This window comes from Lichenicola cladoniae, assembly GCF_013201075.1.
In the GTDB taxonomy this organism is placed as follows: domain Bacteria; phylum Pseudomonadota; class Alphaproteobacteria; order Acetobacterales; family Acetobacteraceae; genus Lichenicola; species Lichenicola cladoniae.
This window is the reverse complement of the sequence record NZ_CP053708.1, coordinates 2711887-2727577: the sequence shown is the minus strand read 5'-3', so window position 1 is coordinate 2727577 and position 15691 is coordinate 2711887. Positions and strand designations below refer to the sequence as shown.

Annotated in this window: 11 protein-coding genes; 6 read left to right on the top strand and 5 right to left on the bottom strand. The window is 62.4% G+C overall.

What is annotated here, in order from left to right; all coding sequences use genetic code 11:
• Positions 1-51 precede the first annotated feature (51 nt).
• Positions 52-1440: a hypothetical protein gene (locus tag HN018_RS12520; protein ID WP_171836363.1), complete on the bottom strand. Its 1389-nt coding sequence runs from the start codon at positions 1438-1440 to the stop codon at positions 52-54.
• A gap of 707 nt (positions 1441-2147) precedes the next feature.
• Here HN018_RS12520 and HN018_RS12515 point away from each other — a divergent pair.
• The 4 genes from HN018_RS12515 to HN018_RS12500 are packed head-to-tail and all read left to right on the top strand — an operon-like array spanning position 2148 to position 6200.
• Positions 2148-3140: a ubiquinol oxidase subunit II gene (locus tag HN018_RS12515; protein WP_171836364.1), complete on the top strand. Its 993-nt coding sequence runs from the start codon at positions 2148-2150 to the stop codon at positions 3138-3140.
• Between the two features lie 26 nt (positions 3141-3166).
• Complete coding sequence (locus HN018_RS12510) at positions 3167-5215, top strand: cbb3-type cytochrome c oxidase subunit I (RefSeq protein ID WP_408886800.1); 2049 nt, start codon at positions 3167-3169, stop codon at positions 5213-5215.
• Positions 5212-5859 (top strand): cytochrome c oxidase subunit 3, encoded by a 648-nt coding sequence (locus tag HN018_RS12505; protein WP_171836366.1) that lies wholly within the window; start codon positions 5212-5214, stop codon positions 5857-5859. Before HN018_RS12510 ends, HN018_RS12505 begins: the two co-directional genes overlap by 4 nt.
• Positions 5859-6200, top strand: a complete 342-nt coding sequence (locus HN018_RS12500) for a cytochrome C oxidase subunit IV family protein (protein WP_171836367.1) — start codon at positions 5859-5861, stop codon at positions 6198-6200. Before HN018_RS12505 ends, HN018_RS12500 begins: the two co-directional genes overlap by 1 nt.
• Before the next feature lie 24 nt (positions 6201-6224).
• Here HN018_RS12500 and HN018_RS12495 read toward each other — a convergent pair whose 3' ends face one another.
• The 4 genes from HN018_RS12495 to hydA all read right to left on the bottom strand — a co-directional run bounded on the left by HN018_RS12495 (position 6225) and on the right by hydA (position 13516).
• Positions 6225-7469 carry a lactonase family protein gene (locus HN018_RS12495; RefSeq protein ID WP_171836368.1) on the bottom strand — a complete coding sequence of 415 codons (1245 nt, stop codon included), beginning with the start codon at positions 7467-7469 and terminating at the stop codon, positions 6225-6227.
• Positions 7470-7750: 281 nt separating this feature from the next.
• Positions 7751-10030 (bottom strand): glutaminase family protein, encoded by a 2280-nt coding sequence (locus HN018_RS12490; protein WP_171836369.1) that lies wholly within the window; start codon positions 10028-10030, stop codon positions 7751-7753.
• A 727-nt stretch (positions 10031-10757) separates the two neighbouring features.
• Positions 10758-12083 (bottom strand): aspartate aminotransferase family protein, encoded by a 1326-nt coding sequence (locus HN018_RS12485; protein WP_171836370.1) that lies wholly within the window; start codon positions 12081-12083, stop codon positions 10758-10760.
• 11 nt (positions 12084-12094) lie between these two features.
• On the bottom strand, positions 12095-13516 hold the full coding sequence (gene hydA / locus HN018_RS12480; protein WP_171836371.1) for a dihydropyrimidinase: 1422 nt from the start codon (positions 13514-13516) through the stop codon (positions 12095-12097).
• 170 nt (positions 13517-13686) lie between these two features.
• On the opposite strand from hydA, the gene HN018_RS12475 reads away from it, so the two are divergent.
• Both HN018_RS12475 and HN018_RS12470 read left to right on the top strand, forming a co-directional pair.
• Positions 13687-14367: a TetR/AcrR family transcriptional regulator gene (locus HN018_RS12475; protein ID WP_171836372.1), complete on the top strand. Its 681-nt coding sequence runs from the start codon at positions 13687-13689 to the stop codon at positions 14365-14367.
• Entirely contained in the window at positions 14360-15607 is a 1248-nt protein-coding gene (locus HN018_RS12470) for a NupC/NupG family nucleoside CNT transporter (protein ID WP_171836373.1), read from the top strand. The genes HN018_RS12475 and HN018_RS12470 overlap by 8 nt, the downstream gene beginning before the upstream one ends.
• The last annotated feature ends 84 nt before the right edge of the window (positions 15608-15691 follow it).

Sequence of the window (15691 nt, the reverse complement as noted above, 5' to 3'; positions counted from 1 at the left end):
CAATCGCAGGTTGGAAATGACTGCTCTCGCCAGGGAGAGGGGGTGTCTGATTTAGTCGAAGCAGGCCCTGTGCGCAGTCCAGTCGAAGTGCAGCGTTCCATAGCGAAATGCGTGGGTTGATATATTGGGGATCATGGCTTTCGCGGTCAGGACATACTTGACCATGTCCGCCATTCTCGCCTCTCCGATCGTCAGGTCGGCATGCTCGAGCGCGATCTTCACTCTGCTTCGTCCCAGGATGGTCTCGACATTCTCGTCGATGATATGGCTCGACGGCCCGGTGGGCAGCATCTTGGTGCGGATGGTCATGGCTTCCGGCGTATCGTCGCCGCTGCCGAAAGCCGCCATCAACGTCTGCCCGTCGAGGATCACCGGTAGCAGAAGGCTTGCCTGGTAGCCGCCCCGAAGCGAGCTGATCGTCAAGGGCTGGCTGCACTGGAACGGGACGGAAGAGCCGAAACTCAGCCCCTTCGCGTTCATCGTCACATGCCGCAGATGCGCGAGAAGCTGCAGGCCGACAATGGGCCGCTCAACCATCGCCACCGAGAAGAGCTGGTTGGTGAAGACGGTGTGGCCGATCGTGATGGACGGGACCAGCACGAGGCTCTGCAGCATGGTGCGTCCCGACCCGTCGGACATCGCACCGGACTGGGCAACGACCCGGAGACGGTGCGCTGTCACGTAGCTCTTCGGCAGGGTCCCCAGGAAGGAATTCGTATCGAACACGGCCGGCAGCCGGTCACCATCGATGACGATGTCGCCGATCGAGTCGATGACCTGCTTGCCGCCGATGATCGGGCTCCACCGGGTGAACGGCACGACGTCAGTTGACGACAGAACCACCGTCTGTTCCGGGATGGATGCGGCCGGCACCACCAGCCGGATCAGGTCGGCATTTCTGATGATCAATCCCGGCATGTGGTAGGCCGCGCGCAACGGCTCGAAATACTGGCGCTGAAGCTGCTCCTGGGTCCCGGCCCAGCGTCGCACGTCGCCACGCAGAAGCTGGTTCCCACTTCGCGTAAGGTCGATCATGAAGCCGAGCGGATTGATCGATCGCCCGGGGCTGCCGAGCGGTCCGAGGCTTCGTGACAACCGGTCTAGTATCGTGTCCGCGGTGTCGAGATCGCCATGCACCCGGGCAATCGCAACATCGCACAGACCGGCAACGATGGTCTGGACGAGGGATGGCCGCCCTGGCGAGTCCGCTTCGAGCTGTGCCTTGATGGTCAGCAGGGCAGGCTCGTCGCCACGTTCCATCGCGTCGAAGATGCCGGAGCTGTCACGAACCGATAGATACGCCGACCCGTCCGGATCGTGATGGACCATCTCCGGGTCGAACCCGATCACCGTTGGCTCGACTGCCCGGGCCGGCCCTGTGAAGGCGACGGCGCCCAGCGCCATTAATAGTGCGCGACGAAACCATCGGGTCGAAATCATGCAGTCAGCTCCACCGATGCATCTGACGGGCGGGCAAAGTTTCGGCCCAAGCGATGCAACGCCCGAACTGTATAACATCGTAATGTTCCGATACCATACCGACTTTGGAAAAACGGTGAGTTCGTTCGGACTTGTGATCGGAATTCTAATGCGGGCGGAGCGGCCTGCGGCGTGCGCCGATTATGGAGGTGCCGATGGAGCGGGGCCGCAACACGGATGTGTCTGCCTGCCCCGACTGCATGTCCCTGACGGCAATGTCACTTACCAAACTGCAATCGGGCATCCCGCATCGACATAGGGACCACGGCTGGTGTTGCCGGAAGGGCTCCCTGCGCTGATCAGGATTGCTGGCGACCGGCCCATACGGACACGGCCGCTCCGCTTGTTGTTACATGACCAAGACTTGCAATATTCGGTTGGTAACCACGCGCCTTGCTGTATTCGGGCGACCGGTACCCGTCGCAATTATTACCTTCTTGTTTGGTTCCCCCGAGAGCGGCGCAAAAAGACGAAATAGGTCGGCCGTGCTTTTAAGTAACACCACTCGAAAGCGTGATGCAGCCCAACCGACCGCTTCCGTGAGGTCTGACTATATATCGTCTGTCATCGAATCTCCGGTCGTGAGACTGATTTTCATGCGATCCGCCCAATCACACTCCGAACCGCACCCGGCAACACCGACACTATCAGCTGACAAGAGGTTCGGATTGGCTTATCGATACGGCAAGGCCATCGTTCGGAGTGCCGCGCTGGCATTGTCGGCGCTCTGTACCGGTTGCTCGACCGCGGGTTTCTGGCTCATCCACCCGGCCGGCCCAGTTGCGGCAGCAGGATTACAATCCTGGATAGTCGATACCGGCGCGACCTTCCTGGTCATCGGCCCGGCGACGCTCCTGGTGATGTGGGCAATCTGGCGCTACCACCGCCGGATTGGAAAGGGTGCGTACGTTCCCGGCTGGAACCATTCGGTTGGGCTGGAGGCAACATTCTGGGGCGTGCCGCAGCTGGTGGTGATTGGCCTCGGTTTCTACTCCACCTATGGCGCGTTCCAGACCGAGCCCACGCATCCCGGTGCCATGGCCGTCGGCAACAACCCGGACGCCAGGGTTCCTGCCGTGGAGATCGACGTGATCACCACCGATTGGCAGTGGCTCTTCATCTATCCGGAGCTTCACATTGCCCTTGCCAACGAGCTCGTCATCCCGGTCCATACCCCGATCAGGTTCCGGCTGACCTCGGCGACCGTGGCGACCGATTTCTTCATCCCCCAGCTTGCCGGGCAGATCGACGTGATGCCCGGGATGCGGACCTGGCAAGGGCTGATCGCCAACAACGTCGGCAGCTACCAGGGCTTCGCATCCGACTATAACGGGCCCGGGTTTTCCTGGATGCGCTTCGAGACGAAGGTGGTCTCGGCCGACGACTACAAGATCTGGGCAAAAGCGATGGCGGATGCTCCCGCTCATCTCGACGAGGCAGGCTTCTTGAAATTCGCGGCTCCGACCATCAACACCAAGAACACCGTCCTGCGCTTCTCCAGCGTGCAGAACAACCTGTTCGACAACGTCGTCTACAACGTGATGATGGGTCGCATCTATGAGACTCCCTCCGGCATGACCGAGAAGAAGTCGCACGACGTCGACGGCGGCAGACAACCGACCCAAGGCGCCGCCCCATCCGAGCAGGACCATATGCGATGATAAATATCCAAGACCATTGGGACTGGTTGTTCGGCCGCCTGACCCTCTCCCAGGTGCCGTATGACAATCTGGTCGTGGGCACCGCCTTCATCTTCGCAGCCGTGCTGGGCTTGGTGATCGTCGGCTCGCTGACCTATTACCGCAAATGGGGCTGGCTCTACACCGAGTGGCTGACGACTATCGACCACAAGCGCATCGGCATCATGTACGGGATCGTCGGTACCGTCATGCTGTTCCGCGGCTTCGTCGACGCGATCATGATGCGTACGCAGCAGGTGATGGCAGCCGGACCCCTGTCGCATGGATACCTCGGTGCCGAGCACGGCTACCTGCCGCCATATCACTACGACCAGATCTACGGGTCCCACGGGACCATCATGCTGATCTTTGCCGCGACCCCGATCCTTGCCGGCTTCATGAACTATTTGGTGCCGCTGCAGATCGGCGCTCGAGACATGGCGTTCCCCTATCTCAACGCGCTCGCCTTCTGGATGACCGCGGTGGGCGCCGCGCTCACCATGGTGTCACTGTTTGTCGGTGATTTCAGCCATGCCGGCTGGGTCGGCCTCGCGCCACTCACCGAGCTTCCCTACAGCCCCGACGTCGGCGTTGACTACTGGAGCTGGGCGCTGCAAATCGGCAGTATCGGGACGACCATCGGGGCAGTGAACATCATCGCCACGATTATCAAGATGCGCGCGCCGGGCATGACCTGGATGCGGATGTCCCTGTTCACCTGGACCTCGCTCACTACCAACGTGATCGGCCTCACCGCTTTCCCGGTGCTTGGCGTCGCCATCGGCCTGCTCAGCCTCGACCGTTATCTCGGCACGCATTTCTACACCACCGGGCTCGGCGGCAACTTCATGCTCTACACGAACCTGTTCTGGATCTGGGGCCATCCGGAGGTGTACTTCATCATCCTGCCGTCCTGGGGAATGATGTCGGAAATCATCCCTACATTCTCCGAAAAGAAACTGTTCGGCTACCCGGTCATGGTCGCCGCGACGATGAGCATCGGCTGCATTTCCTGGACCGTGTGGCTGCACCATTTCTTCACCATGGGTGCGGGGCCGGTCGTCAATGCGTTCTACAGCATCGCGACCATGCTTGTGGCCATCCCTACCGGTGTGAAGGTCTTCGACTGGGCGCTGACCATGGTCCGCGGCCGGCTGACCTTCACGACGCCGATGCTGTGGGCGGTGTCGGCGATCTTCATGCAGATCATCGGCGGCTGGACCGGCATGATGCTGGCGATCCCGGCAATCAACTACATGACCCACAACAGCGTGTTCGTGATCGCGCATTTCCACTGCGTCGTGATGGTGACGGTGTTCGCCTCGATCGGCGGTGCCACTTTCTGGTTTCCCAAGATGTTCGGTTTCACCCTGGACGAGCGCAGCGGCAAGTGGGTGTTCTGGCTGCTGGTCGGCGGGTCCTTCATCGTGTTCACCGCCATGTTCATGCTCGGGCTGACCGGCATGCCGCGTCGTCTCGCCTATGTTCCGTATGCGACCTGGTGGCCGCTGCTGGCGATCGAGGAAATCGGTATTTTCGTCGATATTGCGGCACTGGCCGCGTTCATCTGGCAGATCACCGTCAGCATCCGCGACCGCAACAGCAACCTTGCCGGACGGGACCCGTGGGGCACCGCACGAAGCCTCGAATGGCTCACGCATTCCCCGGTGCCTGACTACAATTTCGCGGTCATCCCCCATATCAATGCCCGAGACGAGGCGGCGTGGCGTCGCGAGCATCATCTCGATCACATCATGCCGACCGAGTATTCCGACATAGAAATGCCGGTCAACACTCCGGTGCCGATGTTCATCGGTGCCTGCACGGCCGCCTTCGGCTTCGCGATGATCTGGCGCATCTGGTGGCTGGCGATCGCCTCCCTGGTTACGATCTTCGTGATTGTCATCTTCCGTTCCTTCGGTGGCACGACCGGGACGACCATTCCGGGCAGCGAGGTCCGCCGTATGGAACGCCTCGCCGCGCGTGGACCGGAACGGCGACCCGACCGTCTGGTGCCCGGTGCGGTCACCGCGTTCAATGCAGGAGCCGCAGAGTGAGCAAAGGCATGGACTGGGGCCTGCACGACCCATTGCCCGGCGACAAGCCCATCCTGTGGGCGGAGTCGGATCACGAGCATGATATGATGAGCACCCGCATGCTCGGCTTCTGGCTCTACATGCTCAGCGATTCCCTCGTCTTTGCCGCACTGTTCACGGCCTATGAGGTTCTGAGCTTTCCGATGAGCTTCGCGGGCGGCCCGACGCCCCGCGACGTCGCGTCCCCACTTTACGGCTATGCCGAGACAATCGTGCTGTTCACCAGCGTGCTTGCCTACGGCATGGTGATGGTGAACCTCAAGGCCGAGCGCGTCCGGCCCGCGATGCTATGGTTGTCGCTGTCCCTGGTGGTTGGCCTCGCATTCATCGGAATGGAAGTCCATGAGCTCCAGGGGATTGCCGCGGCCGGCGGACCGCCGCAGCGAAGCGGCTTCCTGTCCATCTTCTGGGCGGTCGTGGTCGTGCACGGTATCCATCTGGCGATCGGCCTGCTCTGGATGGTGGTGATGTTCTTCCAGATCGCGCGCGACGGTTTCACCCTGATGGTCACCTACCGGCTCGCCAACCTGAAGGTCTACTGGCTCTACCAGGGCCTGATCTGGACCTTTGTCTATACGTTCGTCTACCTGCGAGGGTCGATCTGATGTCTGTCGACAATACCCGACCGTCTGAACATCCGGAGATCGCCTTCTCCAACGGCCGCAGCTACCTGATCGGCTATGTGGTAACCTTGGGCCTGCTCGGTATCTCCTTGCTGCTGGTCCAGGGCCATGCGATGTCCGCCTTCAACCTGATGGCGTCGATCTCGGTCATCGCCTTCCTGACCACCATCGCCAAGCTGTATTACCTGTTCCACCTGAACTTCTCCGAGGCCCAGCGCTGGAACACCCTGACGTTGATGCTGAACGTGCCGCTGCTGATCCTGTCGATCGGCCTCACCGCATGGATGTTCCAGACGCTCTATGATCGCGTCATGATGCATTGAAACCGACGCCTGGTCCCGGGACGATCAGCTCAGGAAACTCATCGTCACCGGGCTACCAAGCGGGAGGTAGCCGCCGGTGAAGGACAGCTTCCCGGTGTCAGGATCGATCCGGAAGCTGGTAACGTTGTCGGCTTTTTGGTTGCAGGCGAACAGGAAACGGCCGTGCGGATCGATGGCACACCCGCGTGGGTAGTCGCCCCGTGTCCACGTCTCGTCGATCAGGTCTAGCCTGCCATCCTCCGCGATCCGCAACACGCTGATGGCATCGTGCAGTCTCTGGGTGACGTAAAGGAATCGACCGCCCGGGGAGATCACCACTTCGGCCGAGAGATTGCTGCCGGCGTAGTCCTTGGGGAGCGTCCCGACTACCTCGAACGGTACCAGGCTGCCGGTCTGAGGATCGAAGTGGAACGACCGTACGACAGCGTCCTGTTCGCAGATGACGTAGAGGATCCGGCCGTTCCGTCCGAATACCAGGTGGCGCGGCGCGCTGCCCGGCTCCAGGCTGATCGCCGGAGCCGTCGCCGGAATCAGATGCCCGGTCGAGAGGTCGATAGACCAGACCAGGATCCGGTCGAGCCCGGCATTGACAGCAACCACGAATTTTCCGCTCGGGTCGGCCCGGATCATGTGCATGCGAGGCCCGGAATGGTCCGACAGCGCGTTGTTGCCGGGAGGATTGCTTCTTGCATGGGCCGGATTGAGCGGCGCCTGGTCGCTCTGCTCGTAGATCGCGGCACCGAGGCCGCCAGTCTCGTGCAGGATGGGCAGTACGGAAATCGATCCACCGTCGTAGTTCGCTACCAGCACATAGCGGCCTGAGGGATGGACACTGATGTAGCAGGGTACCGGACTGCCGGAGCTGACGGTATTGATCTTCCGGAGCGAATGATCGCCCGGATCTATGGAATACGCGGTGACGCTTCCGGCTTTCGGGTCATGATAGACCTCGTCCTCACTCAACGCGTAAAGCGTGCGTTGTGACCGATCAAGTGCCACCCACGATGCGTTTGGCATCGGTGTCGTGTTGACCAGCGAGAGCCGGCCGGTCCGCAGATCCATCCGCACCAGCGCCACCCCGGAGCCCGTGCCTTGCGTGTCCGGACCGGGCGTATAGCAGCCGATATAGGCCAGCCCGTCCGCGGTGGCGCGACGTGTGGGCTCGCGCCCGACTGCAGCACGGGCCATCAACGCCGCCAGCCCGAACGTGGAGGCGGCAGCAATGAAATGCCGGCGGTCGAGAGGTGGGATCGTCCCTGGCTCGTTCACGGCGGATCCTTTGCGTGCTTTGGTGCGAAGACCCGCCGCCCGAGCACGATTGCGAGCTCGCGATGCCGGTGTCCTCTGCAGGTATAGGCTCGTGAAGCACGCCGGCAAACGTCGATAACTAAGCGATCCTGAAAGACCATCATCTATGCAGGCGGGGCCTAGGATCGGCGTTTCCTGGGGATGCAGGCAGCGCTTCAATGCATGGTGTCGAACCTGAGCATCAAGCCCCCAGATGAGAAACCTCATCCGGGGTCGATAAGAGCTTTCTACGAACTTCGGAATTAAAGGCCGCTACCCTTTCCCGTCTTCAACGTGAGCGTCAGCGGCGCGAACGCTCCACCCATTGCCGGCCTTGCACGGAAGCCGCTGACATATGTGCTGTTCGGATCATAGTAATCCGAGAACGGTTCACCCGACTGCGTGGTGTTCGCGTAGTTATATACCTCGTCATAGATGTCCTTCGCCAGCGTTGCATCATTGGTGCTGGCAGCGGTCCAGATTTCCCAGTCCGCCTTGGTAAAGGTATGCACGACGTTGTTGTCCGCCAGCGTCCGCGGATCGAGCTGGATACCGGTCGGATGCTCCTGCGTCCGATACCAGGCAGCTTCCTCGGCAAGGATTTTCTTCGGGATCAGGTTCAGGCTGAGCAGCTTGTCGGGATAGCCGTTGTATTTGAGGCTCCAATAGCTGTCCGGCTCGGTCGTGGTATCCGGGCTCTGCGAGTTGGCAACCTCCCTGTATTGCAGCAGCAGGTGCGTGCTGTCGCTGTTCTGCGCCAGCTTGCCCCAAATCTTGATCATCTGCTCGGCGCGGGTGCGATAGTGCGTGGACTGGTCCGGCTTGCCGGCATAGGACGAGATCTGCGACATCGCCCCGACCGCCTCGATCCCCTTCAGCGCTAGGTTCGCGCTATGCGCGATCCTGCCGGTGAAGTCGTCGGTCTGGTTCTGGTATTGCGGATCCAGCGCGTTCGGATAGGGGAACTCGGTCGCATTCGGCGCCGGATAGGCCAGCAGGTAGTCGGCCCACTGCTTGAACTGGCGATAATGCTGCAGCGCATACGCCGAGGCATTCGCCGGGGTCGTGTGCTGCATATAGGCGTCCGCCATGATCAGCATGTTCGCGGTTTCTTCGACCGGCATGTTCTCACCGCCGCCATCGTCATGGCCGGTCGCGTTCGGATAGGTGCTGCCGAGATCGTGTGGTGCAAAGGTCTCGGGCCAGTATCCGGACTCGGAATACTCGATCACCGGCTCCATCAGATAACGCACCAGCTCCGGGTTCATGTAGAGAAACGCCGGCATCGCCGGATACATGATATCCACCGTCTGCACATTGTCGTCCGATGAGATCTCCTCCAGGAACAGCAGCGGATTTGCCGTCGTTCCGGTCAGCTCGGTGCTCGCGAACGCCTGTCGCAGTACGGTGGCGGTGATCGCCGCATAATGCGCATTGCCGGCGCTTTTCGCAGCGCTGGACAGCTTGGTATCGAGGGTGTCGGCGCGGCTCACCGCTCCCGCGGAATCGTTGTAGGCAAACGCCAGCATGCTCTCCTGGCTGGAGAAGTATTGCCGCCACAACGAACTGACCGCAGTGCCGTGGAAGTTGATTGCAGGATCGCGAACATGCCCGAGGATTAGCTTGAACGGCACGGTGGTGGCGGTGCCGACCCTGCCGAAATCGTTGGCGAAGGCGAACACCGGATAGGCATTGTTGATTGCGCGCGGCTGGTTGGTATCGTTGGTTCCCATCAGCGTGCCGAAACTGGCGAACTGCGCGCGGACGGTGACGTCGGCGCCGGACTGTACCGTCAGCGTCCCGCTGGCCTGGGTCGCGAACAGCATCGTCCCCCAGGACGGATAGTCGTTGGTCTGCTCGAACACCGTCGGGCTGGTCGGCGTTACCTCCCACGCAGACAGCGTGCCGCCGGTGGTCGATCCGTCGCTGTTGCGATTGATGCTTTTAGGCAACCAGTCGATCAGCGACGTGGTGGTGCCGTGCGCCCATTCGCCGCTGATGTCGTAATAGACCGACACCGTGTGCGTAATGCCGTCACTGCTCTGTGCGCTCGTCAGGATGTCGCTGAGCGGCATCGACAGCCGCTTTAGGTCGTTCGCTTCCACCGGCGAGAAGAAATCGACTGTCAGCGATACGCCGCCCGCCTGGAAGATGAATTTCGACTGCGTTGCCGTCGTGGTGAGCGACGATTGCGTCATCGTGCCCAGTCCCGCCGTGTTCGGCGCGCCGAGGAACAGATACGGCTTGTTGTCGATCATCGCGACACCGGTGATCGCCTTGACGTTGCCGTTCCAGTGCGTGGGCCAGGTGTGCGCCGCCTGTCCGGTCGGGGTCTCGAGCCAGACGTTGTTGTAGGGGGCTCTCGTGACCAACGGCACAGCTGGCGGCCGGATCGGGGTGAACGAACTCGTTCCAGACAGCGCGTTTATCTTCACGCCATTTCTGGTCGTTCCTGCCCGGGCCGGGACGCCCGATACTATCGCCGCCAGCGACAGTATGGCGGCGCTCGCCATCAGCCCGTAGCGGATGCCTGGTCTCTTCATTGTTCGACTCCTGGAGTTTCGTGATGCCGTTCTTGAGCGGCATATTTTATTCACATACGTACAGGTCGATTACAGACATCAGGGTTATCCCGACTTGTCTGACAAACCGGTTAGCACTTTGTTGCACAATAATGCAACAGACGCCGAACAGGTTCGAAACTTTAGAAAGGCAAGGGCGGGGCGCTAGCTTGAGCCCTGAATTTCGGTCTGCAAGATCAGGGATTTCGAGGCTCCTTGCAGGCATCTCCTTCCAGTCGCTTGCCGGGCAACGCTCGTTATCACCTTGACGCCACGATCGGAGTCGGAACAGACTTGCCGAAAACGCATAGCTTGCATGAGTCTGTTTGCGCTTTCATCATCCTAACATGCGGTATCACTGGCTAAGCCGCAGTCATTGGTAAAAGGCGATAGGCGCAGATCGTTATCCGTCTCTCGTTTCTTTCGCCGGTTCGTCGGCGGTGCAACCTGCTGTCGCGTGCAAATCGTCCGTAGATAAATATGAGTATCCGCCAAAATCCAGGACTTTGCGGAAGTGCATCTGGCTCCGTTTCGGAGGGCCACGTCTGTCATCAAGTTGTGCAAGGTAAAAGCTGCCGTGCACCGCCACTGGTGCTGACATCGAGTGCTACGGCGACCGTGCCGACGCTCTAGCTAAAAGATAGCCGTGGTCTCACCCGACATCGCGAACTATTAGCGCTGGGCTCGCTGAGCCGACCCACATCCTGGATCAGGCCGCTTCCGCCGCAATCGCCTCGCCGAGCGTGGTCACGATACGGTCGATATGGCTGCTCTCGATGATCAGCGGCGGTGAGAGCGCCACGATATCGCCGGTCGTGCGGATCAGCACGCCCGCGTCGAAGCAGCGCTGCATGATGCGCCCGGCCCGATCGGCTGGCTTGCCGTTGCGCGGCCTCAGCTCGATGCCGGCAATCAACCCGGCATTCCGGATATCCATCACATTCGGCCGGTCGCGCAAGGAATGTACCGCTTCTTGCCATTCCGGCTCGATGGCCTTGGCTCGCGCCGGTAACGCCTCGTCGCGATGGATATCCATGGTCGCGATCGCCGCCGCACAGGCGAGGGGGTGGCCCGAATAGGTATAGCCATGGAACAGCTCGATCCCCGGCGCCGCATTCTCCACCACCTGGGTATAGATCTCGTTGCTGACCGCGACGGCGCCCATCGGCACCGCAGCGTTGGTCAGCCCCTTCGCCATGGTCAGTATATCCGGCGTGACATTGTAGAGATCCGCCGCGAAGTTCGCTCCCATGCGACCGAACCCGGTGATCACCTCGTCGAAGATCAGCAGGATGCCATGCTTGTCGCACAAGGCCCGCAGCCGCTCGAGATAGCCCTTCGGCGGTACGAGTATGCCGGTCGACCCCGCGACCGGCTCGACGATCACTGCGGCAATGGTATCCGCACCATGCAACTGGACCATGTCCTCGACCGCATCGGCCAGTTCGAACCCATGCTCGGGCTGCCCTCTGGTGAACAGGTTCGACTGCATGTGCGTGTGCGGCAGATGGTCGACATTGCCCAGCAGCGGACCGAACTGCTTCTTGTTGGCGCCGATGCCGCCGACCGAAAGCCCGCCGAAATTGATCCCGTGATATCCGCGCTCGCGGCCGATCAGCTTGATCCGCTGTGCCTGTCCACGCGACCGGTGATACGCCAGCGCGATCTTGAGCGCGGTGTCGGCGCTTTCCGAGCCCGAGTTGGTGAAGAATATCCGGTCCAGCCCAGCCGGCGTGATCTGCGCCAGCCTCGACGCCGCCTGGAACATCAGCGGATGCCCCATCTGGAATCCCGGTGCGAAATCGAGCGAGGCCGCGGTCTTCTGGATTGCCTCGACGATCTGCCGCCGTCCGTGCCCGGCATTGACGCACCAGAGCCCGGCGGTGCCGTCGAGCACCTCGCGTCCCTCCGGGGTGAAATAGCTCATGCCCTCCGCACGGGCGAGCAGCCGCGGCGCCTGCTTGAAGGCACGGTTGGCGGTGAACGGCATCCACAGCGCATCGAGATCGTTCGGGGTCGCCTGGCTCATGTCCATGAACAAACTCTCTAGGCTCTTGCGGGGAAACAAATCGGTGCGAACGGCGGTCGGGATATGTAGCGCCCGGTCCCGGATACCGTGCGCAACGCGCCGTCGTGCCATGCGAGCCGGCCACCGGTTATCGTGCTGCGGGCCAGCCCGGTCACCTGCATGCCCTCGTATACATTAAAATCGACCCGCTGGTGATGGGTGCGAGCCGAGATCGTGCGGCTGCCGTCCGGGTCCCACAGTACGAGATCCGCATCCGAACCGACCGAAACGGCGCCCTTGCGCGGGTGGATGTTGAATATCTTTGCGGTGTTGGTCGAGGTGATCGACACGAATTCGGCCGGGGTAAGACGTCCGGTGCGGACACCGTGATGCCACAGCACGCTCATGCGATCCTCGACACCGGCAGTACCGTTCGGGATCAGCGTGAAATCGTCACGGCCCTTGGCTTTCTGCGGCGCGCAGAAGCAGCAATGGTCGCTCGCCGTTGTCTGCAACTGCCCGGAAGCTAGCCCCGCCCACAACGCCGCCTGATGCGATTTCGGCCGGAACGGCGGGCTCATGACATGGGCTGCCACGCTTCCGAAGTCGCCCGACGCATACACGCTCTCATCGACCACCAGATGCTGCGCCAGCACCTCCCCGAACACCCGCTGGCCACCGGCCCGGGCACGGGCGATCGCGTCGGTCGCGTCCTTGGTCGACACATGCACGATATAGATCGGCGCCCCGAGCAGATCGGCGATCGCGATGATGCGTTGCGCCGCCTCGCCCTCGACCGCGGGCGGTCGCGACAACGCATGGCCCTCCGGGCCCCGTACTCCGCTCGCCAGCAGCGCCTTCTGCAAGTGCGCGACCGCATCGCCGTTTTCGGCATGCACGTTGCACAGGGCGCCGAGCGATAGCGCATGGCCCACGCTCTCGAGCAGCACGCCGTCATCGACCATCAGCGCACCCTTGTACGCCATGAAATGCTTGAAGCTGTTGACCCCGTGGTCGCGCACCAGGGTCGCCATCTCCCCGGCCACGCTGTCCGACCAATGCGTCACGCACACATGGAAGCTGTAGTCGCAAACTGCCTTGGCCGCCCGTTCGGACCAGACCCGCCAGGCCTCGACCAGCGAACCACCAGGCGACGGAATCGCAAAATCCACGATCATCGTGGTGCCGCCGGAGAGGGCCGCCTCGGTGCCGGTCCGGAAATCGTCGGTGGAAACCTCGCCCATGAAGGGCATTTCCATGTGGGTGTGCGGATCGATCCCACCCGGCATCACCAGCAGCCCGCCCGCATCGACGATCCCCACTCCGGTCGGCGCCTCGAGGTCCCGACCGATCGCCGCGATCACGCCGTCCCGGATCAGGACGTCGCCACGCGACGTGGTGTCCGCGGTCTGGATCGTGCCGCCACGGATCAGCAGCGGTGGCGGGACCGGGTGAGGCATCGGCAGGGCTTCCTCGGGCATGGCGAACCAGGGCCTGGCCTAACGGCCAGCGTCTCCATTGGTCGTCGCAATGACCGCTTCATGCAACATTCAGGCCTTGCGTCCCGACATCTTGTGCCGGACAAGCGAGGACCAGGAACGGAGCCAGGACGGGGGTCGGGGCGGCATCCATGACCATACCGACCAGTCAGCAGCCGGACCCGCCGGCACGCGATGCCGCGACGCCGGGCCTTCCACGCCGCACCAGCACGGTCCAGATCCTGCGCGCCGCCGAGGAACTGTTCGCCCGGCACGGGCTGGGCGGCACCACCATGGCGGCGATCGCCGATGCGGCCGGCCTGCCGAAGGCCAACCTGCATTATTATTTCGGCAGCAAGGACATGCTCTACCGCGCCGTACTGGAGGACATCCTCTCGACCTGGCTCGGCGATGCCGACATCTGGATCGTGACCGGACGCACGCCCTCCGAGGGACTGACTGGCTATATCCGCGCCAAGATGGCCTGGACCCGTGCCCGCGCCGACGCATCGCGCATCTTCGCCGGCGAACTGCTCGCGGGCGGCCACCAGATCCGGCACTTTCTCGGCTTCAATCTGCGCGCCCATGTACAGCGCATGGAGCAGGTGTTCGCATACTGGGCCCAGGCGGGATTGATGCAGCCGGTTTCGGCGCCGCATTTGCTGTTCTGCATCTGGGCGATGACCCAGAGCTACGCCGATTTCAGTCCGCAGATGGAGGCGGTGCTCGGCCGCGGCAGCGGTCTGCGTCCGGATGATTACGAGGCGGCCGTAACGATGATCCTGCGCATGGTGCTGGCCGGCTGCGCGATTGGAGAAACCGAGGTTGCTTGAAACCATCCTGCGCGGCCTGCCGGGGATCGTGCTGCTGATCGCCGTCGGCATCCTGTTCTCCACCAACCGGCGGCGCATCCAGCCGCGCGTGGTGCTGGCCGCACTCGGCTGCCAAATGGCCCTCGGGGCGCTGATCCTGTTCGTCCCGGTCGGGCGCGCGGTGCTGCACGTTGCCTCGAATGCGGTCAACGCAGTGCTCGGCTATGGCAGCGAGGGTATCTCCTTCGTGTTCGGCGGCCTCGTCTCGCCCCGGATGGATACGCTGTTTCCCAACGGCGGCTTCGTGTTCGGCCTCCGTGTGCTGCCGCAGATCATCTACATCTCGGCCCTGATCGCGCTGCTGTATTATTTCGGAATCATGCAGGCCCTGGCACGCATCCTGGGCGGCGCGGTCAGGCTGGTGATCGGCACGTCGCGGGTGGAAAGCTTCTCCGCGGTCACCACCATCTTCCTGGGCCAGAGCGAGATGCCGATCGCGCTCAAGCCCTATGTGCCGCTGCTCACCCGCGCCGAGCTGTTCGCTGTGATGTCGAGCGGCACCGCCTCGGTCGCCGGGTCGGTGCTCGCGGGCTATGCCGGCCTCGGCGTGCCGATGGAATACCTGCTTGCCGCCTCGGTCATGGCCATTCCGGGCGGCCTGCTGTTCGCCAAGCTGCTGGTCCCGACCACCGAGCCGTCGCGGATCACCGAGTTGAACGTGTCGTTCGACGCCGAGCGCCCCGCCAACGTGTTCGAGGCGATCGCCATCGGCACCACCAACGGCGTGCACGTGGCCGTTGCAGTCGGCGCGATGCTGATTGCCTTCATCGGCCTGATCGCCTGCCTGAACGGGCTGATCGGACTTGCAGGCAGCTGGTTCGGCCATCCGGGACTGTCGCTCGAGCTCATGCTCGGCACGCTGTTCGCACCACTCGCCTGGATGATCGGCGTTCCATGGCACGAGGCCAGGCCGATCGGCGGGATCATCGGCCAGAAACTCGTGTTCAACGAGTTCGTCGCCTACGTGCATCTCTCGCCGATGATCCGCGCCCATGAATTTTCGACCCGCGCGATCGCGATCGCCTCGTTCGCCTTGTGCGGCTTCGCCAACTTCTCCTCGATCGGCATCCTGCTGGCCGGCTACGGCAGCGTCGCCCCGGGACGACGTGCCGAAGTCGCCCGCATGGGCCTGCGCGCCGTGCTCGCCGGCACCCTCTCCAACCTGATGAGCGCCACCATCGCCGGCATGTTCATCAGCTAGGCGTTCGGCCAGGGGCTCGCGCGACCGAAGAGTCACGACGCGAACGGCATCGGGTGACCGTGACACCCGACCGGCAGGAAGTCT

Bases quoted from the DNA above. Each gene is read 5' to 3' on its own strand.
- HN018_RS12520 (WP_171836363.1), bottom strand. From the start codon at position 1,440: ATGATTTCGACCCGATGGTTTCGTCGCGCACTATTAATGGCGCTGGGC.
- HN018_RS12500 (WP_171836367.1), top strand. From the start codon at position 5,859: ATGTCTGTCGACAATACCCGACCGTCTGAACATCCGGAGATCGCCTTC.
- HN018_RS12490 (WP_171836369.1), bottom strand. From the start codon at position 10,030: ATGAAGAGACCAGGCATCCGCTACGGGCTGATGGCGAGCGCCGCCATA.
- HN018_RS12485 (WP_171836370.1), bottom strand. From the start codon at position 12,083: ATGGACATGAGCCAGGCGACCCCGAACGATCTCGATGCGCTGTGGATG.
- hydA (WP_171836371.1), bottom strand. From the start codon at position 13,516: ATGCCTCACCCGGTCCCGCCACCGCTGCTGATCCGTGGCGGCACGATC.
- HN018_RS12475 (WP_171836372.1), top strand. From the start codon at position 13,687: ATGACCATACCGACCAGTCAGCAGCCGGACCCGCCGGCACGCGATGCC.